This window comes from Pseudonocardia sp. MH-G8, assembly GCF_002262885.1.
Classification (GTDB): Bacteria; Actinomycetota; Actinomycetes; order Mycobacteriales; family Pseudonocardiaceae; genus Pseudonocardia.
Map to the genome: position 1 here is coordinate 32,927 of NZ_NKYF01000028.1, position 18,688 is coordinate 51,614.

The window sequence follows — 18,688 nt, forward strand, 5'->3', positions numbered from 1 at the left end:
ATCCGTTGTACGAGCGGGCCGTTCGTACGAGTGCTTCGGGTGCTACGCGCGCTTCGCCGCGTCCGCCAGGCCCGTCCAGACCAGGTCCATCAGGTAGTCGGTGGCCTGCTCGCTGCTGACGTCGGCGCGGGCGCGCCACAGCGCGAGCCGCTCGCAGGCGCCGACGATGATCTGCGCCCACCCCGTGAGGCGCTGGGCGTCGGCGTCGGGGGCCTGCGCGGACAGCAGCGCGGCGATGAAGTCGGTCTGTTGCGCGCGGATCTCCTCGATGGCGTCGCCCGCGACAGCGGCTTCCGAGTAGAGGAGGGTCCAGGCAGGTGCCTGGCGCTGCAGGTACTCGAAGAACGCGAGGGTGCCGCGGCGCAGCATGTCCTCCGGCGTGGACGCCGATGCCGCGGCAGCGGAGGTGGCCTCCAGCAGTTCGGCGCGCGCCCGCGCGATGCAGGCCAGCAGCAGGCCGTGCTTGGATCCGAAGTGGGTGTAGAGCACCGGCTTGGTGACGCCGACGCGCTCGGCCACCTGGTCCATCGAGGCGTTCTGGTACCCACGTTCCCCGAACACGGCCACGGCCGCGTCCAGGATCTGGCGCTCGCGTTCGGCACGGCCGACGCGGCGGCGGGGCGTTCGGGTCTCCACGGCGTGACCCTACCGGAGGTAACTTACTCGTGGTAACTTACCAGCGGTAACCCCCGGTCGAGGAGGACCCAGATGCACGAGACCGAGCAGAGTGGCGACGTCACCAGGGTCGACGTAGCGATCGTCGGCAGCGGGTTCGCGGGCATCGGCGCCGCGGCGCGCCTGCGCGACGCGGGACGTGAGGACTTCCTGATCCTCGAGAAGGGCGAGACCCTCGGGGGCACCTGGCGCGACAACACCTACCCGGGCTGTGCGTGCGACGTGCAGTCGCACCTCTACTCGTTCTCGTTCGCGCCCAACCCGGAGTGGACGCGCACGTTCGCGCGGCAGCCGGAGATCCGCGCCTACCTCGAACGGGTCGCCGACCGCTACGGGCTGCGCGAGCGCATCCGCTTCGGCGCCGAGGTCGCGGCGGCCCGCTGGGCGGGGCGGCACTGGGAGCTCGACATGGCCGACGGGTCGCGGGTGGTCGCGCGCGCCGTCGTGTGGGGCACGGGGGCGCTGCACGAGCCGTCCGTGCCCGACGTCCCGGGCCTGGACGAGTTCGCCGGCACCGTCTTCCACTCGGCGCAGTGGCGCCACGACCACGACCTGACCGGTCGCCGCGTCGCCGTGATCGGCACCGGCGCGAGCGCGATCCAGTTCGTGCCGGCGATCCAACCGCAGGTGGCCACGCTCGCGCTGTTCCAGCGGACGGCGCCGTGGGTGCTGCCGAAGCCGGACCGCCCGGTGCCGGCCGTGGCCCGGCGGCTCTACCGCGCCGTGCCCATGCTGCAGAAGCTCCAGCGCGCGCTGGTCTACGCGCGCAACGAGGCGCTGGTCAGCGGGTTCCTGAAGCCGCGCCGGATGGCCGTGGTGGAGAGGTTCGCGCGCGCCTACCTGGACCGCGTGTTCGCCCGCCGGCCGGAGCTGAAGGCCAAGGTAACCCCGGACTTCACGATCGGCTGCAAGCGCATCCTGATGTCCAACGACTACTACCCGGCGCTCAAGAAGCCGAACGTGGACGTCGTCACCGAGAAGATCGTGCGGGTCACCCCCGACGGGGTCGTGACCGCCGACGGGGTCGAGCACGCCGTCGACACGATCATCTTCGGCACCGGGTTCACCGTCGGTGCCGGCGTGGGCAAGTCGGTGGCGATCACCGGACGTGACGGCGTGCGGCTCGCGGACGGCGGTGTCGTCGAAGGCTACCTCGGCACGACGGTCGCCGGCTTCCCGAACCTGTTCGTCCTGACCGGGCCGAACACCGGGTTGGGGCACAGCTCGATGGTCTTCATGATCGAGTCGCAGCTGAACTACGTGCTCGACGCCCTGCGCGTCCTCGACGAGCACGGCGCGGTGGCCCTGGACACCCGCCGCGACCGCCAGGACGCCTACAACGCGGGGCTGCAGCACCGCCTCGACGGCTCGGTGTGGACCGCGGGCGGCTGTGCGAGCTGGTACCTCGACGACGACGGCCGCAACCGCACCCTGTGGCCGGGCTACACGTTCGACTTCCGCCGCCGCACCCGCAAGGTCCGCGCCGCCGACCACGAGCTGGTGGCGTAGCCCCTCACGCGCATCCCGACTCGCGCCCACATCCCCACGACTCGCGGGGGTAGGGCCGCGACTCGCGGGGGTAGGGCCGCGACTCGCGTGCGTGGGGCCGCGACTCGCGGGGTGGGGTCGCGACTCGCGGGGAGGGGGCCGCGACTCGCCAGAAGCGGGGGTCTCACCCTCGCGAGTCGGGGTCTCACCCCCGCGAGTCGGGGTTTGGGCGTAGGTGTGTCGTGCTCAGCGGCGGAACCGGGCTGAGGGCGTCCGCGTAGGGTCGCTCGGCGTGCCCGACGTCTACGTCATTCCCCTGACCACCCGGTTCCGCGGGATCACCGTGCGCGAGGGGATGCTGCTGCGCGGGCCGGCGGGGTGGGGGGAGTTCTGTCCCTTCGCCGACTACGACGACCGGGAGTCGGTGCCGTGGCTGGCCGCGGCGCGCGAGGCCGCCGAGCAGGGCTGGCCGGAGCCGGTGCGCGACCGGGTGCCGGTGAACTGCATCGTGCCGGCCGTGGGGCCGCAGCGGGCGCAGGAGATCGTGCGGGCGTCGGGGTGCGCCACGGCCAAGGTCAAGGTCGCGGACGCGTCCGGTTCACTCCCCGAGGACCTGGAACGCGTCGCTGCGGTCCGCGACGCCCTCGGTCCGGCGGGGGCCATACGGGTGGACGCGAACGCCGCATGGTCGGTCGACGAGGCGGTGACCGCGATCCGGGAGCTGGACCGCGTGGCGGGCGGGCTGCAGTACGTCGAGCAGCCGTGTCGCAGCGTCGAGGAGCTCGCGGCGGTGCGCCGCCGCGTCGACACCCCGATCGCCGCCGACGAGTCCATCCGCCGCGCCGAGGACCCCTTGCGGGTGGCCGTCGCCGGGGCGGCGGACATCGCGGTGCTGAAGTGCGCGCCACTGGGGGGAGTCCGGCGGGCGCTCGCCGTCGCGGAGGCGTGCGGGTTGCCGTGCGTGGTGTCCTCGGCCCTGGAGACGAGCGTGGGCATGGCCGCGGAACTGGCGCTGGCGGGGGCGCTGCCGCAGCTCGACATGGCGTGCGGCCTCGGCACCGGCGCACTGCTCACCACGGACGTCGTGGCGGAGCCGTTCGTCCCGCGCGACGGCTGGCTGCCGGTTCCCCGCAGCGCGCCGGAGCCGGTGCTGCGCGACCAGGTGCCCGCGGCGCCCGAGCGCGAGCGTTGGTGGCAGGAGCGGCTGGCCCGGGTGGACGCGTTGGCGCGGGGCTGAGCCGCTCCCGCCGGCTCAGCCGGCGTTGCGTGCCCCGAACCTCAGGCCGTCGAAGAGGATCGCCGTGATGCGCACGGCCTCGTCCTGCCAGCCTTCCGTGGCGTGCATCCCGCAGACGCCTCCCAGTGCGCGCAGCACCGTGCGGCCGCTGACGCCGCCACGGATGGTGCCGGCCGTTGCGCCTGCCTCGAGCAGCTGGTCGAGAGCGTGTGCCATCTGGGTGCGGGCGTCGTCGAAGACGGGTGAGTCCGTCGCCATGATGCTCTCCAACGCGACGGCCATGCCCTTGCCCACGGCTGCGTGTTCCACGAGCAGCAGGAGGAAGCGCCGCAGGGCTTCGTCCGGCGCGTGCTGGTCGAGGAACTCCGCGGGTGTGGCGCACATCTCGTCGACCTCGTGGCGATAGACCTCCTCGATGAGGGCTTCGCGTGTCTCGAAGTGCCGGTAGAGGGTTCCGACCGCCACTCCGGCTCTCCGGGCGATCTCTTCCACGTGAGCGTCGGCCTCACTGCCGAGGAAGGCTTCGCGTGCCGCGGCCAGGAGCGCGTCGCGGTTGCGCCGCGCATCGGCGCGCAGTGGACGTGACGAGCGCAACAGTGCCTCCATAAGATGAGTCCGGCTCCGCTTATGTATGGTTCCGGAGTCAAGTTCATCTTACTGGGGAGTGCTTCCATGCTGGTTTCGGAAGAGGGGCTGGGCGACCTTCGCGTGCTGGTCACCGGGGGCAGCCGCGGTCTGGGTGAGGCGACTGCCCGTCGGTTCGCCGCTGCAGGCGCCACGGTGCTGACCGCCTCGCGCAGCGCGCCTCCGGAGGATCTGCCGGCCACCTTCATCCCGGCGGACCTCGCCACGGAGCACGGAGTCGCGGAACTGGGCCGGCGGGTCCTCGACAGCGTGGGCGGGGTCGATGTGCTGGTCGACAACGCGGGCGCAGCGAGCGCCCCGGCGCCCACCCTCACGCGGTCCGACGAGTCGTGGCGTGCGGACCTGGAGATGAACCTGCTCAGCGCCGTCCGGCTCGACCGGGCTCTGGTTCCGGGGATGGTCGAGCGGGGCTCCGGCGTGGTCGTGCACGTCTCGTCGATCGCGAGCCGCCTGCCGCAGCGCACCGAGGCGTCCTACGCGGCGGCGAAGGCAGCGCTCAACACCTACAGCCGCGAGCTGGCGACCGAGGTGGGTGAGCACGGGGTGCGCGTGGTGTGCGTCCTGCCGGGTTTCGTGGCCACCGAGGGCGCCGTCGCGCACCTTCGGCGCATCGCCGATCGGCAGGGCGTCGGGGTGGACGAGGTGCAGCAGCAGATCGTGGACCACCTGAACGTTCCGATGGGCCGGCCCGGCGATCCCGAGGACGTGGCAGAGATGATCGCGTTCCTCGCATCCTCCCGCGCGAAGTGGCTCACGGGAGCCGAGTTCCGGGTCGACGGCGGAATCATCCCGGTGGTGTGAGGCCGATCATGAACATCACCCTCGGTGCAGTGATCATCGACGTCGCCGAGCTGGATCCGGAGAGCGCGTTCTGGCACCGGCTGCTGGGCGGCTCGATCGCGAAGACGGCAACCCACCACTTCCTCCGGATCGACGGGTTCCCGGTGTTCGTCATCCAGCGGGCTCCGGGGCACGTTCCCCCGAAGTGGCCAGAGGGCATCTCGCAGCAGATGCACGTCGATCTGACGACGGACGACCTCGCGGCCGCGGACAGGTTGGCGCTCGAGGCAGGTGCGCGTCGGCTGCAGCCCACTGACGACGTCACCCCTGAATCGCGGGGAGGGGGCCGGGTCTACGCCAGCCCGGCCGGACACCCCTTCTGCCTCCGGTCGGCCTGACCTGCACCACGTGCCTCCTCCGGCGGAACCGCGCCGGGCCCCGGCAGGTGGGCGTACGGTCCCGCCCGTGTCGGTCGTGGTGGTCGGGGCGGGGATGGCCGGCGTGGCGTGCGCCGCGGAGTTGGCGTCCGCAGGCCTGCCCGTGCGGGTCGTGGAGCGCGCGGCCGACGTCGGCGGCCGGATGGGCGGCACGGTCGTCGGGGGACGGGCGGTGGACCTCGGAGCGGCCTACTTCACGGTGCGCGATCCCGGTTTCGCCGCGGTCGTCGAGCGCTGGCGGGCCGCCGGTCTCGCCCGGCCGTGGACGAGCGAGCTCGCGGTGCTGGGGGACGGCTCCCGCGGCCGCGCCCCGGGCCCGCAGCGCTGGGCGGCGCCGGCGGGGCTGGGCGGCCTCGTCGCGGAGCTCGCCGGGGGCGTCGCCGTCGAGACCGGACGGGAGGTGCGCCGCGTCGGCCCGGGCCCGACGGTCGACGGCGAGCAGGTCGACGCCGTAGTGCTCGCCATGCCCGATCCGCAGGCGCTGTCCCTGCTCGACCCCGCCCACCCCGCAGCCGCGCGGCTGGCCGGCCGCGAGTGGCGGCCCGCGATCGCCGTCGCCGCCGAGTGGCCTGTCCGCGAGTGGGAGGAGCTGCCGGCCGCGTTCGTCAACGACCACCCGGTGCTCACCCTCGTCGCCGACGACGGCGCCCGCCGCGGCGACGGTGCGCCGGTCCTCGTCGCGCACACGACGGCGGACGTCGCGCGCGCCCACGCCGGCGACCCGGACGGCGCGGTCGAGCCGGTCCTCGCCGCGATCCGGGACCTGCTCGGCGTCTCCACCGAGCCGCGGTGGACGCTCGCGCACCACTGGCCGCACGCCAGTCCCGCCGAGGGCCGCGAGGAGCCGTTCCACCTGGGAGTGGACGGCGTCGCGCTCGCCGGCGACGGCTGGGGCAGCCCGCGGGTGGAGACGGCGTGGCGCTCGGGCCACCTGCTCGGCCAGGCCCTGGCCACCCGGCTGCCTGTCTGACCACAGCTTGATGCGGAGGGGGCCCTGCGGCAGCTAGCGTCGTACGGTGCCCGACGCCGTAGTCGCCGACCTGCTGGCCGCGCTCCCCGCCGACCGCGTCCTGGTGGATCCGGACGTGGTCGCCCCCTACCTGCACGACGAGGCCGAGTGGGCGGTGCACGGGCGCGCGGCCGTGGTGGTGCGGCCCCGCAGCACCGACGAGGTGGCGGCCGTCGTCCGCGCGTGCGCCCGCCACGGCCGCCCGCTGGTGCCGCGCGGTGCGGGCACCGGCCTGTCCGGCGGGGCGAACGCCGTCGACGGGTGCGTGGTGCTGAGCACCGAGCGGATGCGGGAGATCGTCGAGATCGACGAGGCCGAGCGGCTCGCGGTCGTGCAGCCGGGCGTCGTCAACGACGACCTGCGCGCGGCCGCGGCGGAGCGTGGCCTGTGGTACCCGCCGGACCCGGCCAGCTCGCCGTGGTCGACGCTGGGCGGCAACGTCGCCACCAACGCGGGTGGGCTGTGCTGCGTCAAGTACGGCGTCACCCGCGACTACGTGCTCGCGCTCGAGGTGGTCACCGCGGCCGGCGAGGTCGTGCGGGTGGGACGGCGCACCGCGAAGGGCGTGGCCGGCTACGACCTGGCCGGGCTCATGGTCGGCTCGGAGGGCACGCTCGGGGTGATCACCGAGATCACCGTGCGGCTGCGCCCGCTGCGCACCGGGACACCGCGCACGGTCGTCGGCTTCTTCGACACCCTGACGGCCGCGGGCGACGCGGTCTCCCGGGTCACCGCGCGCGGCCTGCAGCCCTCCGCGTTCGAGCTGGTCGACCGCGTCTGCCTGCACGCGGTGAACGCGTGGAAGCACGCGGGCCTGCCCGAGGACGCGGCCGTGCTGCTGCTGGCCCAGACCGACCTGCCCGAGCCCGCCGCCGAGCAGGAGGCCGCGGCGATCCTCGAGGAGTTCGAAGCGGCCGGCGCGCGCGACGCGGTCTTCTCGACCGACCCGGTGGAGGCCGACGCGCTGTTCGACGCCCGCCGGCTCGCCTACCCGGCCCTGGAGCAGCGCGGCGACGCGATGCTCACCGAGGACGTGTGCCTGCCGCGCGGGCGGCTGGCCGAGATGCTCGCGCGCGTCGAGGAGATCGCCGCGCGGCACGACGTCCTGATCGCCAACGTCGCGCACGCGGGCGACGGCAACCTGCACCCGTTGCTGCTCACCCCGCACGGCGACGAGGCTGCGAAGCGGCGCGCGCAGGCCGCGTTCGACGACATCGTCGCGGCAGCGCTCGCCCTCGGCGGCACGGTGAGCGGCGAGCACGGCGTCGGCTTGCTCAAGCTGCCGGGCATGCGCGCCGAGCTCGGCCCCGAGGTGCTCGCGCTGCAACGCGCCGTGAAGCAGGCCCTGGATCCGCAAGGGATCCTCAACCCCGGAAAGGCTGTTGGATGACCCCGTTGTTGCCCGCGCTGCTCGACCCCCCGGACCGCACCGCGCTGCGGTTCCGCACCCGCGAGGGGGACGACACCGCGCTGAGCTACGCGCGCCTCGCTTCCGCCGCGGGTGCGCTCGCGGCTCAGCTGGCCGGACGGCAGCGGGTGGCTGTGCTCGCCACGCCCTCGATCCACACCGCCGTCGGGGTCACCGCCGCGCTGCTGGCCGGCGTCACGGCGGTGCCGCTCAACCCGAAGCTGGGGGAGCGCGAGTTGGGGCACGTCGTCGGCGACTCCGCGCCCGACACCGTTCTCGCCGCCCCGGGGGTCACGCTGCCGGGCCCGCTCGCGGCGCTCCCGCGCCTCGACGTCGACCTGGCCGCCGAGGGCACGGTGCCCGCCACCGAGCCGGCCCCCGACGCCACCGCCTTCGTGATCTACACCTCGGGCACGACCGGGCCGCCCAAGGGGGCCGTGCTCACGCGGTCGGCCGTGGCGTCCAACGTCGACGCGCTCGCCGAGGCGTGGGAGTGGACCGACGCCGACCTGCTCGTCCATGCGCTGCCGCTGTTCCACGTGCACGGGCTGATCCTCGGCGTGGTCGGCCCGCTGAGGCGCGGCGGGCGGCTGCACCACATCGGCGCGCTCGACCCGCGTGCGCTCGCGGCCGCCGCACCGACGCTGGTCTTCGGGGTGCCCACGCAGTACCACCGGCTGGCCGACGCCCTGGAGGACGACGCGGAATCCGCCGCGGCGATCGGCCGTGCGCGGCTGCTGGTGTCCGGCTCCGCCGCGCTCACCGCCGTCGACCACGCCCGCCTGCACCGGCTCACCGGCCTCGCCGTCCGGGAGCGCTACGGCCTCACCGAGTCGCTCATCCTCACCGCGCAGCGTGCATCCGACGACCCGGAGCCCGGGACCGTGGGGCGGCCCCTGCGCGACACCGAGGTGCGGCTCACCCCGCTGCCGGGCGACGACGGGGAAGGGCTGGGTGCGGTCGAGGTGCGCGGGCCGGGCCTGTTCACCGGCTACCTCAACCGGCCCGACGCCACCGCCGCCGCGCACACCGCGGACGGGTGGTTCGCCACGGGCGACATCGGCAAGTGGAGCGCGAGCGGCGCGCTCGCGCTCGTCGGGCGCAGCGCCACCGACCTGATCAAGTCCGGCGGCTACAAGATCGGCGCAGGCGAGATCGAGAACGCGCTGCTGGAGCACCCGCGGGTGGCCGAGGCGGCCGTCGTCGGCGTGCCGGATCCGGATCTGGGCGAGCGGATCGTCGCGCACGTCGTCGCGGCCGGGGAGGCGCCGCAGGAGAAGGAGCTCGTCGACCACGTCGCCACGCTGCTCGCCCCGCACAAGCGCCCGCGGGAGGTGCGGTTCACCGACTCGCTGCCGCGCAACGACATGGGGAAGGTGCAGAAGTCGCGGCTGCCCCGAGGATGAACAGCTGGTGAACCAGGCATGACGGCGGGCCGCTGCGGGCACTCGATCGGATGACCGACACGACGACCCGCACCGAGGGACCGATCCATCGCGGAGCCGCCGAGGCCGGCGCACCCCGACTCGCCGCACTCCCCGGCGTCGTCCGCGAGGACGCCGCACCGCAGCGGGTGCTCGAGGTCGAGCGCTACGACACCGCCGACCACCGATTGGCGGCGGGGGGAATCACGCTCGACCTGCACCGGAGCGACGACGAGCAGGGGTACTGGCACCTGGAGCTCCCCGACGGCGACAGTGCCGAGCAGCTCCGAGTGGCGCTCGCACCCGACGCCCCGCCCAACCCCGCGGTGCCCGGCGAGCTGGCCGAGCTCGTTCGCGGTGTCGCGCGCAAGGACCCCCTGCGCCCGGTGGGGCGGATCCGCCGCGTGCGCACCGTGACGCGGCTGCAGGGCGACGGCGAGCGCGCGCTCGGCATCGTCGTCCACGACCACGTGACGATCGCGACCCAGGGCAGCTCGACCGCGGGGGTGGCGTGGACCGAGGCGGAGCTGTGCGACGTGGCCGATGACGCGCTCGGCAACGAGCTGCGGGAGCGCTTCGCCGAGGCGGGGTTGCGGCCGGCGGCGAGCGCCGCAGAAGCCGAGCTGGACCGGCTGCTGCGCCCCGCGCCGCAGCCGTCGTCGCGTGCGTCGCACGGCGGCGGGAAGCGGGGGTCCGCGGGAGCCGCGCTGACCGAGTACCTCGCCGCGCACGTCGAGCGGATCGCCGCCGAGGACCTGCGGGTCCGCCGCGGCGAGCCGGACGCGGTGCACCAGCTGCGGGTGGCGTCGCGCCGCGTCCGCAGCGCGCTGCAGGCCTACCGGCGGCTGCTGGACCGCGAGCGCACCGACCCGCTGGTGGACGGCCTGCGCGAGCTGGGCCGCGCCCTCGCCCCGGCGCGCGACGCCGAGGTGCTGCACGCGCGGGTCCGCTCCTCGCTGGCCGAGCTGGATCCCGAGCTGCTGCTCGGACCGGTGCAGGCGCAGGTGACGCGGCACTACGCCCGCGTGGAGGCGGAGGCCGCAGCCGCGGTGCAGGCCACCCTCGACGCGGAGCCCTACGCCCGGCTGCGCACCGCCCTCGACGACCTCGTGCAGCGCCCGCCCCTCACCAAGCGCGCCGCGCGTCCCGCCCGCAAGGAGCTGCCGGCGCACGTCGCCCGCGCCGCGCGGAGGCTGGACCGCGCCGTGACGACGGCCGTCGACCCGAACCGGCCCGACGACGAGCGCGACGTCGCCGTGCACTCGGCCCGCAAGGCGGGCAAGCGGCTGCGCTACGCCACCGAGGTGGCCCGCCCGGCTGTCGGCGGCGACGCCAAGCGGTTCGCCAAGTCCCTCAAGGGCTTCCAGAAGGCGCTCGGCGAGCACCAGGACACCGTCGTCGCCCGCGACGCCCTGCGCGAGCTCGGAGCCCTGGCCCACGCCGACGGCGCGAACGGCTTCGCCTTCGGCGTGCTGCACGGCCGCGACGCCGCCCGCGCCGTCCGGATCGAGGAGGACCTGCCGCAGCTGTGGGCGCAGGCCTGGCAACGCCGCAACCGCCGCTGGCTGCGCTGACCCCGCAACCCGCGGGGATCACGCCGCGACTCGCGGGCACCACGCCGCGACTCGCGGGCACCACGCCCCGACTCGCGGAGGGGGTGCACTGACACCCCGCGAGTCGGGGTCTTGGTGCGCGTGTGTCGCGTGTATTTCCCCGCGAGTCGCGGTCTGGGGGCGCGTGTGTCGCGTCCTGGGGTGCGGTGCGCCGCGCGGGGCGGGGTGTCGGCGGAGCGTGCGACGATCCCGGCGTGACCGAGACCCGGGACGCCGTGGCCGATCTGCGCCGGATCGCCTTCCTGCTGGAGCGGGCCCACGAGTCGACCTACCGGGTGCGGGCTTTCCGCACCGCGGCCGCCGTCCTGCGCCGCCGGGACCCCGACGAGATCGCCCGGCTGGCGCGCACCGGGGAGCTGGTGCGGCTCAAGGGCGTCGGGGACGTCACGGCGCGCTGCGTCGTCGAGTCGGTGTCTGGGGAGCCGCCCGCCTACCTGCAGCGACTGGAGGCGATCGAGCCCACACCGCTCGACGAGGCCGCCGAGGCGCTGGTCGAGGCCCTGCGCGGCGACTGCCACACCCACACCGACGCCTCCGACGGCGGGTCGCCGCTGCGCGAGATGGTCGAGACCGCGCAGGCGCTCGGGCACGACTACCTGGTGATCACCGACCATTCGCCGCGGCTCACGGTCGCCAACGGACTGTCCGCCGAGCGGCTGCGCGCGCAGCTGGAGGCGATCGCCGAGCTGAACGCCGAGCTGGGCGAGGGCTTCCGGGTGCTCACCGGCATCGAGGTCGACATCAACGAGGACGGCTCCCTCGACCAGGACGAGGCGCTGCTCGCGGAGCTGGACGTCGTGGTGGCGTCGGTGCACTCGAAGCTGCGGATGCCGCGCGCGGAGATGACGGAGCGGATGCTCGCGGCGATCGACAACCCGCATGTCGACGTGCTCGGGCACTGCACGGGTCGGATGGTCACCGGGAGCCGGAAGCGGCCGGAGTCGCAGTTCGACGCCGCCGAGGTGTTCGCCGCGTGCGCGGAGCGGGGCGTCGCCGTGGAGGTCAACTCCCGTCCCGAGCGGCTCGACCCGCCCCGGCGGCTGCTGCGCCTCGCCGCGGAGGCGGGCTGCGAGTTCACCATCGACACCGACGCCCACGCGCCCGGCCAGCTCGACTGGCTGCGCAACGGGTGCGAACGCGCTGCCGAGTGCGCGGTGCCCGCTGAGCGGATCCTCAACACCTGGTCCGTGGAACGGCTCCTCACCCGTCCGCGTGGCTGATCTCGCGCCGCGGCGCCTTCCCGGTTCCAATGGGGCTGGAGGTGTCAGTGGTGCTGATGTCCGAATTGCCCCGAGCCCTGGCCGGCCTGGCGGGTGCGTGCGCCGTGCTCGCTGCGGACCAGGCCCCGCCCGCGCCACCCGGCCCCGCGTCGGCCGACCCGTCGGAGTGCGCCACGACGGCCGCGCAGCGGTACGGCTGGGGCGACCCGGCGCGGCGCTCCGACTTCACCGACGGCCTACCCGGTGACTGGCACCCCTACGGCCCGGAACCGGGCCACGACCAGGAGGGGACCCGCACGCCGGAGGCGATCTCAGTGGCGGACGGCGTCGTCACGATCAGCGCCACCGAGGACGGCACGACCGGCGCCATGAGCTGGCACCCCGGGCAGCGCTACGGCCGCTGGGAGGCCTGCGTGCGCTCGGAGGAGGCGTCCGGCGGGCTGAACGCACTGTTGCTGCTCTGGCCGGTGGCCGAGGACTTCCCGGTGGGTGGGGAGATCGACTGGATGGAGATCATGTCCGACGACCGGCAGGAGACCAGCTTCTTCCTGCACTACGGGCCCGACAACGACCAGGACCACGGATCCGTGCAGCACGACTCCACGCAGTGGTCGGCCTACGCGCTCGAGTGGACGCCCGAGAAGATCACGGCCTACGTCGACGGCGAGGAGTGGTACTCGTCCACGGAGACCGACCACTTCCCTCCCCGGCCGATGAACATGACGATGCAGCTGGACTACTTCCCGCCCGCGGGTGGCCCCACCGCCATGCACATGGACTGGGCGAAGCAGTGGGCGCTGCCGGAGAGCGAGCCCGCCGAGCTGTCGCTCGCCCCCGGCGACGCGGCGACGGGTCAGCCGGAGGACTACCCGGATCGGGCGCCCCGCCGGCTCACCCCTTGACCGCCCCGCCGGTGAGGCCGCCGACGAAGGAGCGCTGTACCAGGGCGAACAGGGCCACGACCGGCACCATCATCATCGTGGATGCCGCCATCAGCAGGCCCCAGTCGACCGAGTGCCGGCCCATGAGACCCAGCAGGGCGAGGGGAGCGGTGCCCAGCGCCGGATCGGTGAGGAAGACCATCGCGAAGACGAAGTCCTGCCAGGCGGAGAAGAACACGTAGACCGTCACGGCGAGCACCCCGGGCAGCGCGAGCGGCACGGTCACCCGCCAGAAGGCGGCGAACTGGCTGAGCCCGTCGATCCGGGCCGCCTCCTCCACCGCGTGCGGCACCGCGCCGAGGTAGCCGTGCAGCAGCCAGATGCCCACCGGGAGGGTGAACGCGAGCATCGCCACCATCAGACCCCAGCGGGTGTTGAGCATGCCGAGCTCGCGGGCGGTGCGGTAGATCGGCACCAGCAGCACGGCGTGCGGCAGCAGCTGGGAGACCAGGATCGCGCCGAGCACCCCGCCGCGTCCACGGGACCGCGAGCGGCTCAGCGGGTAGCAGGCCAGCAGCGCGAGCGCCATGCAGAGCACCGTGGTGCCGGCGCAGACGAGCGCGCTGTTGCCGAACGAGGCCAGGAAGTCGGTGCTCGCCGCCGCCGCGAAGTTCTCCCCCGACGGGGCGTGCGGCCACCAGGTCGGCGGGGTCGTGAAGACCTCGTCGCGGGACTTCAGGGCGGTCAGCAGCATCCACGCGAACGGCCCGACGAGGAACGCGGCCAGTGCCAACGCGGCGAGGTGCAGCCCGACCGCGCGCCCGTACCGCGGCCTCACCGCAGACCCCCTGCCCCACGCACCTGGCGCAGGTAGAGCACCGAGAACACGGCCAGCACGGCCACCGACACCACGCCGTACGACGCCGCGGCGCCGTGGTCGACGTCCACGAACGCCGTCCGGTAGATCAGGCTGGACATCACTTCGCTGGACACGCCGGGACCGCCCTTGGTCATCACGTAGATCAGGTCGAAGGTGTTGAAGGTCCACACCGTGGTGAGCAGCACCGTGGTGCGGATCGTCGGCGCCATGGACGGCAGGGTGACGTGCCAGAACACCCGCCACGGCCCCGCGCCGTCCGTGCGAGCCGCCTCGCGCAGCTCGTCGGGAACGTTCTGGTACGCCGCCAGGTACATCAGCGCCGAGACCGGGAACCCCTTCCACGCCGCGGCGAGCACCACGCCGAGCAGCGCCGTGCTCTCCTCGGCGAGCCAGGCCGGATCGCCGCTGACGAGCCCGAGGCCCTCGAGCACCGCGTTGATCGGCCCGAGGTAGGGGTCCTCGAGCATCTTCCACAGCAGGCCGGCCGTGATCCCCGGCATCACCCAGGGCGCCACCAGCAACACGCGCAGGACCGCGCGTCCGTGGAACCGCTTGCTGAGCAGGGACGCGGCCGCCATGCCCAGCAGGAACTGCAGCGCCACCACGAGCACGGTCCACACCAGCGTGTTCAGCAGCACGGTGCGGAAGGTCGGGCTCGCCGCGGCCGCGGCGAAGTTCTCGAGCCCGACGAACACGGGGTCCGGGTGGATCAGGCTGCTGTGGGTGAGGCTGAGCCACAGCGTCTCGACGATCGGGTAGCCCACGAGCAACCCGAGCAGCAGCACCGGCGGGGCGAGGCAGGCCAGTCGCAGCAGCGTCTCCCGCCGCGCGGCGGTGAGCCGGGGCGCCGGCGCGGGCGCGGGTTCGCGCGGCGCCGCCCGTGGGGACGTGGTGGTGGGGATCATCGTCGGTCCCTTCACGGCCGTTCGATCACGTGCTGCATGACCTGCTCGGCCTCGTGCAGAGCGTCCGGTACCGGCGTGCCGTCGAGGATCGCCTGTACCGCGTCCTGCTGCGCTCTCGAGATCCGGTTGTAGACCGGGGTGACGGGCCGGGGGCGGCCCTCCTCCAGCAGGCGCAGCATCTCCTCGGGGCGGGCGCGCGTCTCGTGGACGAACTGCACGCCCGCCTCCCGCAGTGCGGGCACGGAGTCGTTGACCCGGAGCTGGTGTGCGCGTGACGTGCTGGCCAGCTCGACGAACGCGAACGCCACCTGCGGGTCCGGGGCGTGCGCGCCGACCACGAGGTTCCACCCGCCGAGCGCACCGACGAACGTGCGGCCCGCAGGTGCGGGCGGGGTGGCCACCCGCCAGTCGAACCGGGCGGCCTCCTCGATCGAGGACTGTTGCCACCCGCCGGTCAACACCATCCCGGTGGTCCCGGACGTGAAGTGCGCGACCGCGTCCTCGTCGCACGCGCCGGCGACGCCGTTGGGCGCGAACCGGGCCAGCTGCGCGTACAGCGCGTACGCCGAGCGGTTGGCGGGGTTGTCGAAGTCGGCGCGGTCGCCGTCGAGGATGTGCCCACCCGCGGAGTAGAGCAACGAGTCGGTCCACACGGAGACGGCCTCGTCACGACAGCCGATCAACCCGATGCCGAACGTGTCCGGCAGGGCCGAGAGCCGCTCGGCCGCCGTGAGCCACTCCGGCCAGGTGCGAGGTGGACGGTCGGGGTCGAGCCCCGCGGCGCGGAACAGGTCCGCGTTGTAGAACATCCGCTCCCAGACGTCGGCGTTGAACGGCAGACCCCAGGTCTGCCCGCCCCACTGGTTGGAGTCCCACGCACCCGGGAAGTACCGGTCCCGCCACGACGCCGGGACCAGGTCGCCGAGCGGGGTGATCAGCCCGGCCGCGGCGAACTCCGGCGTCCAGATCTGGTCCAGCGCCATGACGTCCGGCCCCGTGCCGCCCTGGACCGCGAGAACGAGCTTGTCCCGGTACTGCTGGTAGGGCACGCGCGAGAGCTCCACGCGGATCCCCGGATGCTGCCGCTCGAAGTCGGCGACGAGCGCGTCGTAGCCCTCGCCGATCTCCGGGGTGTCCGCCGACAGCAGCCACACCCGCAGCGTGCGGGGGTCGCCCGCGGAGCCCGCGCCGCAGCCCGCCAGCGCGGGCACCAGGGCGAGCACCGCCAACGCGAGCAGCGCGATCGTGCGTCGCACGCCGACCCCTCAGGACCAGGAGGCGGCGTCGCGGAAGGCGTAGTGCGTGCCGGGGACGTAGACGGGCTGGGGCTGGTAGCGGTTGACGGAGCCGGCGTCGCCGCGCAGCCAGAACGCGCTCGGGTAGGGCTGCTCGTCGGTGATCCTCGTGGAGGTGGGGATGTAGCGGATGGTCAGCCCGCACCGCCGGTCCGGCGACGTGTTCGCCTGGCTGCCGTGCACGATGTTCGGGTGGTGCACCTCGACGTCACCCGGCGCCAGCACCATGTCCACGGCCTGCGACTCGTCCACGTCGACCGCGATCTCCTTGCCCAGCACGTTCTCGACGTCGGTCGAGTCGCGCATCGCGCTGAAGTCCTGGCGGTGGCTCCCGGGGACCACGCGCACGCACCCGTTCTCGGGGGTCGAGTGGTCCACCGCCAGCCACAGCGTGACCACACGCATCGGTTCGAGGGGCCAGAACGCGCCGTCCTGGTGCCAGAGCACCGGTTGCCCGGAGTGGGGCGGCTTCGAGATGTAGTGCGAGGCGAAAAGCGCGATGTCGGGGCCGACGAACATCTCCGCGATGTCCAGCAGGCGGTCGTCGGAGACCAACCGCACCCAGAACGGGTCATCGCGCAGGAACTCGTGGCCCAGCTGCTCGGGACGCACCTCGGGGTGCTTGCGCTGCAGCCACTCGACGTGCCCGTTCACCTCGTTGATGAGCTCGGGGTCGAGCACGTTGCGGAAGATCACGTAACCATCGCGCTCGTAGTCGTGCAGCATGCTGTGCTGCGCCGTGCTGGACGTGCTCATCGGTCCGGCCTCCTCGGTCCACTGCGTGCGCGGGCACCCCATGGTCACGGCCAGGGGAGCGGCGGGGATAGCAACGTCACTGCCCAGACGTGCATTCTGTTGATGTGTCTCCTCTGTTCGACCGGGAGCTGCGATTCGCCGAGGAGGCGTTCGGCTGCCCGTACCACGCGGCGCTCGTGCGCAAGCCCGCCGCGGTCGGCGCGTCCCCCTTGCACGGGCACGCCGACTTCTACGAGTTCATGGCGGTCGTGGAGGGGAGCGGGCGCAACCTGCTGCCCGTCGGGGCCCAGGAGCTCCGGCCCGGCGACGTGGTCCTCGTGCGACCGCAGGACCGGCACGAGCCGCAGGGGGCCGGCCCGCACGGCATGCGGTTCGTCAACGTCGCGTTCCCCGCGCAGGCGTGGCACCACTTCACCGGCATCGTGGAGCTACCGGACAGCACCGGCGCCGAGCCGGCACTGTGGCGGCTGGGCGGCGCGGCGTCCGAACGTGCGCAACAGCTGTTCCGCCGCGTGCTCAACCGTTTCCACCACGAGCCCTCGATGATCGACGCCCTGCGGTTCTGGACGGACCTGGTGGAGCTTCTGGGCGGGGACCGGACCCCGGGTGAGGGCGCGGCCGGACCCGAGTGGCTCGTGCGCGCGCGCTCGGACATGCACCTGGAGACACACCTGCGCGAGGGGGTGCCGCGGCTCACCGAGCTGGCCGCCGTCAGTGCCGCACACCTGTCACGCAGCATGCGCGAGCACTACGGCACCACGCCCACGGCGTTCGTCACGGATCTTCGGCTGCAACGCGCCGCGGAGCTGCTCGGCACGACCTCGGAGTCGGTCACCCGGATCGCCCACCGCTGTGGCTTCTCCAGCCAGTCCTACTTCACCCGCTGCTTCCGCGGCGCCTACGGCATGCCGCCCAAGGAGTACCGGCGCCGCAGCGGACAGGCGTTCGTGCCCGGCCCGCCCGCACCGGCTCCGTAGGGCGGCGCAGCGGCCGCACCCACCGTGCCGGCTCCGCACACGCCAGGGCAGGTGTGCCGGGCCGCGCCGGTGTGCGGGCGTGGCGCTAGGCCGGGCGGCGTGCCTGCAGGTCGTCGGCCGTGGGCGGGTCGGCGCCGCGGCGGCTGCACGTGATCGCGGCGGCGAGGGCGGCGTCGTCGAGCAGGGCGTCGAGGGTGTCGGCGTCGAGCGCGCGCAGGTCCGGGCGGGCGGCCGCGCCCAGCAGGCCGCGGCGGTGCAGGCCGGCGAGCAGGGCGGCGGAGAAGGTGTCGCCCGCACCGACGGTGTCGACCACCGTGATCGGCACCCCCGGCCGCCGTGCCCGGACTCCGCCCGCGGTGCCGGCGAGCACACCTTCACCGCCGAGCGTCACGGCGACGAGGGCGGGCCCGCGGGTGAGCCAGTTCTCCAGCACGTCCTCCGGGCGCGTGCCGGGCAGGAGCCACTCGAGGTCCTCGTTGCTGACCTTCACGACATCGGCGACGGCGAGCAGTTCGTGCACCCCGGCCAGCACGTCGGCGGGCTCGCCCATCAGCAGCGGGCGGCAGTTCGGGTCGTAGCTGACCGTCACCTCCGCGGCGGCGCGCACCATCAACTCGCGCAACACAGCGGCACCGGGCGGGGTGGTGAGCGCCAGCGAGCCGGCGTGCAGCGCGACGACCGGGCCGTCGAGGGCACCGGCCAGCTCCTCGGTGCTCCACTGCCAGTCGGCCGTGCCGTTGATGCGGAAGTCGTAGGTGGCGCCGCCGTCCGGGCCGAGGGCGACCAGCGCCAACGAGGTCTGCTCGCTCGCCCGCGCCGCGTGGTCGAGCCCCACGCCGTTGGTCGTGAGGTGGGCGCGGATGCGCCGGCCGAGCACGTCGTCGGCGATCCGTGCGAGCAGCCGGGTGTCCACGCCGAGGCGCGCGAGCGCGACCGCGACGTTGGCCGAACTCCCGCCGGGCACGATCTCCAGGTACTCGTCGCCGACGGGCGCCGGGACCATGTCGATGAGCGCCTCGCCCGCGACCGCGACGACCCCGTTCTCGATCATGCCGGTC

The 18,688-nt window shown here is 73.9% G+C and carries 18 protein-coding genes; 11 read left to right on the forward strand and 7 right to left on the reverse strand.

Annotated elements, in window-relative coordinates; genetic code table 11:
* Positions 1-42: 42 nt before the first annotated feature.
* Positions 43-636 carry a TetR/AcrR family transcriptional regulator gene (locus tag CFP66_RS38035; RefSeq protein WP_094930216.1) on the reverse strand — a complete coding sequence of 198 codons (594 nt, stop codon included), beginning with the start codon at positions 634-636 and terminating at the stop codon, positions 43-45.
* A gap of 72 nt (positions 637-708) precedes the next feature.
* Between CFP66_RS38035 and CFP66_RS38040 the strand changes: the two genes are divergently transcribed.
* Both CFP66_RS38040 and CFP66_RS38045 read left to right on the forward strand, forming a co-directional pair.
* Positions 709-2,184: an NAD(P)/FAD-dependent oxidoreductase gene (locus tag CFP66_RS38040; protein WP_094930217.1), complete on the forward strand. Its 1,476-nt coding sequence runs from the start codon at positions 709-711 to the stop codon at positions 2,182-2,184.
* 271 nt (positions 2,185-2,455) lie between these two features.
* A complete protein-coding gene (locus CFP66_RS38045; RefSeq protein ID WP_094930218.1) occupies positions 2,456-3,400 on the forward strand; it encodes an o-succinylbenzoate synthase in 945 nt (314 codons plus the stop codon).
* A 15-nt stretch (positions 3,401-3,415) separates the two neighbouring features.
* Here CFP66_RS38045 and CFP66_RS38050 read toward each other — a convergent pair whose 3' ends face one another.
* Positions 3,416-3,994, reverse strand: coding sequence for a TetR/AcrR family transcriptional regulator (locus CFP66_RS38050; RefSeq protein WP_094930298.1), 579 nt, complete (start codon positions 3,992-3,994; stop codon positions 3,416-3,418).
* 78 nt (positions 3,995-4,072) lie between these two features.
* On the opposite strand from CFP66_RS38050, the gene CFP66_RS38055 reads away from it, so the two are divergent.
* The 8 genes from CFP66_RS38055 to CFP66_RS38090 all read left to right on the forward strand — a co-directional run bounded on the left by CFP66_RS38055 (position 4,073) and on the right by CFP66_RS38090 (position 12,838).
* A complete protein-coding gene (locus CFP66_RS38055) occupies positions 4,073-4,846 on the forward strand; it encodes an oxidoreductase (RefSeq protein ID WP_094930219.1) in 774 nt (257 codons plus the stop codon).
* 8 nt (positions 4,847-4,854) lie between these two features.
* Positions 4,855-5,223 carry a VOC family protein gene (locus CFP66_RS38060; RefSeq protein ID WP_094930299.1) on the forward strand — a complete coding sequence of 123 codons (369 nt, stop codon included), beginning with the start codon at positions 4,855-4,857 and terminating at the stop codon, positions 5,221-5,223.
* 67 nt (positions 5,224-5,290) lie between these two features.
* The gene (locus tag CFP66_RS38065; protein WP_143517513.1) at positions 5,291-6,232 is read left to right on the forward strand and encodes an NAD(P)/FAD-dependent oxidoreductase; all 942 of its coding nucleotides are present in this window, start codon (positions 5,291-5,293) and stop codon (positions 6,230-6,232) included.
* A 46-nt stretch (positions 6,233-6,278) separates the two neighbouring features.
* Complete coding sequence (locus tag CFP66_RS38070; RefSeq protein WP_094930220.1) at positions 6,279-7,661, forward strand: FAD-binding oxidoreductase; 1,383 nt, start codon at positions 6,279-6,281, stop codon at positions 7,659-7,661.
* Positions 7,658-9,085 carry an AMP-binding protein gene (locus CFP66_RS38075; RefSeq protein ID WP_094930221.1) on the forward strand — a complete coding sequence of 476 codons (1,428 nt, stop codon included), beginning with the start codon at positions 7,658-7,660 and terminating at the stop codon, positions 9,083-9,085. The genes CFP66_RS38070 and CFP66_RS38075 overlap by 4 nt, the downstream gene beginning before the upstream one ends.
* 50 nt (positions 9,086-9,135) lie before the next feature.
* A complete protein-coding gene (locus tag CFP66_RS38080; protein WP_094930222.1) occupies positions 9,136-10,677 on the forward strand; it encodes a CHAD domain-containing protein in 1,542 nt (513 codons plus the stop codon).
* Positions 10,678-10,910: 233 nt separating this feature from the next.
* The gene (locus tag CFP66_RS38085) at positions 10,911-11,936 is read left to right on the forward strand and encodes a PHP domain-containing protein (RefSeq protein ID WP_094930223.1); all 1,026 of its coding nucleotides are present in this window, start codon (positions 10,911-10,913) and stop codon (positions 11,934-11,936) included.
* A gap of 56 nt (positions 11,937-11,992) precedes the next feature.
* Positions 11,993-12,838, forward strand: a complete 846-nt coding sequence (locus CFP66_RS38090) for a glycoside hydrolase family 16 protein (RefSeq protein ID WP_233160056.1) — start codon at positions 11,993-11,995, stop codon at positions 12,836-12,838.
* Here the strand turns inward: CFP66_RS38090 and CFP66_RS38095 are convergent.
* Genes CFP66_RS38095 through CFP66_RS38110 form a run of 4 tightly spaced genes read right to left on the reverse strand, consistent with a single transcriptional unit; the run spans position 12,828 to position 16,653 of the window.
* Positions 12,828-13,655: a carbohydrate ABC transporter permease gene (locus CFP66_RS38095; RefSeq protein WP_094930225.1), complete on the reverse strand. Its 828-nt coding sequence runs from the start codon at positions 13,653-13,655 to the stop codon at positions 12,828-12,830. The two genes, CFP66_RS38090 and CFP66_RS38095, sit on opposite strands and share 11 nt — an antisense overlap.
* Complete coding sequence (locus tag CFP66_RS38100) at positions 13,652-14,602, reverse strand: carbohydrate ABC transporter permease (RefSeq protein ID WP_143517514.1); 951 nt, start codon at positions 14,600-14,602, stop codon at positions 13,652-13,654. Before CFP66_RS38100 ends, CFP66_RS38095 begins: the two co-directional genes overlap by 4 nt.
* An 11-nt stretch (positions 14,603-14,613) precedes the next feature.
* The gene (locus tag CFP66_RS38105) at positions 14,614-15,858 is read right to left on the reverse strand and encodes an ABC transporter substrate-binding protein (RefSeq protein WP_094930227.1); all 1,245 of its coding nucleotides are present in this window, start codon (positions 15,856-15,858) and stop codon (positions 14,614-14,616) included.
* 9 nt (positions 15,859-15,867) lie between these two features.
* Positions 15,868-16,653 (reverse strand): phytanoyl-CoA dioxygenase family protein, encoded by a 786-nt coding sequence (locus tag CFP66_RS38110; protein WP_094930301.1) that lies wholly within the window; start codon positions 16,651-16,653, stop codon positions 15,868-15,870.
* Positions 16,654-16,757: 104 nt separating this feature from the next.
* On the opposite strand from CFP66_RS38110, the gene CFP66_RS38115 reads away from it, so the two are divergent.
* Positions 16,758-17,630 (forward strand): AraC family transcriptional regulator, encoded by an 873-nt coding sequence (locus CFP66_RS38115; protein ID WP_198961946.1) that lies wholly within the window; start codon positions 16,758-16,760, stop codon positions 17,628-17,630.
* Between the two features lie 85 nt (positions 17,631-17,715).
* Here CFP66_RS38115 and CFP66_RS38120 read toward each other — a convergent pair whose 3' ends face one another.
* Positions 17,716-18,681 carry a carbohydrate kinase gene (locus CFP66_RS38120; protein ID WP_094930228.1) on the reverse strand — a complete coding sequence of 322 codons (966 nt, stop codon included), beginning with the start codon at positions 18,679-18,681 and terminating at the stop codon, positions 17,716-17,718.
* Between the last annotated feature and the right edge of the window lie 7 nt (positions 18,682-18,688).

Bases quoted from the DNA above. Each gene is read 5' to 3' on its own strand.
- CFP66_RS38040 (WP_094930217.1), top strand. From the start codon at position 709: ATGCACGAGACCGAGCAGAGTGGCGACGTCACCAGGGTCGACGTAGCG.
- CFP66_RS38055 (WP_094930219.1), top strand. From the start codon at position 4,073: ATGCTGGTTTCGGAAGAGGGGCTGGGCGACCTTCGCGTGCTGGTCACC.
- CFP66_RS38060 (WP_094930299.1), top strand. From the start codon at position 4,855: ATGAACATCACCCTCGGTGCAGTGATCATCGACGTCGCCGAGCTGGAT.
- CFP66_RS38075 (WP_094930221.1), top strand. From the start codon at position 7,658: ATGACCCCGTTGTTGCCCGCGCTGCTCGACCCCCCGGACCGCACCGCG.
- CFP66_RS38080 (WP_094930222.1), top strand. From the start codon at position 9,136: ATGACCGACACGACGACCCGCACCGAGGGACCGATCCATCGCGGAGCC.
- CFP66_RS38090 (WP_233160056.1), top strand. From the start codon at position 11,993: ATGTCCGAATTGCCCCGAGCCCTGGCCGGCCTGGCGGGTGCGTGCGCC.
- CFP66_RS38100 (WP_143517514.1), bottom strand. From the start codon at position 14,602: ATGATCCCCACCACCACGTCCCCACGGGCGGCGCCGCGCGAACCCGCG.
- CFP66_RS38110 (WP_094930301.1), bottom strand. From the start codon at position 16,653: ATGAGCACGTCCAGCACGGCGCAGCACAGCATGCTGCACGACTACGAG.
- CFP66_RS38120 (WP_094930228.1), bottom strand. From the start codon at position 18,681: ATGATCGAGAACGGGGTCGTCGCGGTCGCGGGCGAGGCGCTCATCGAC.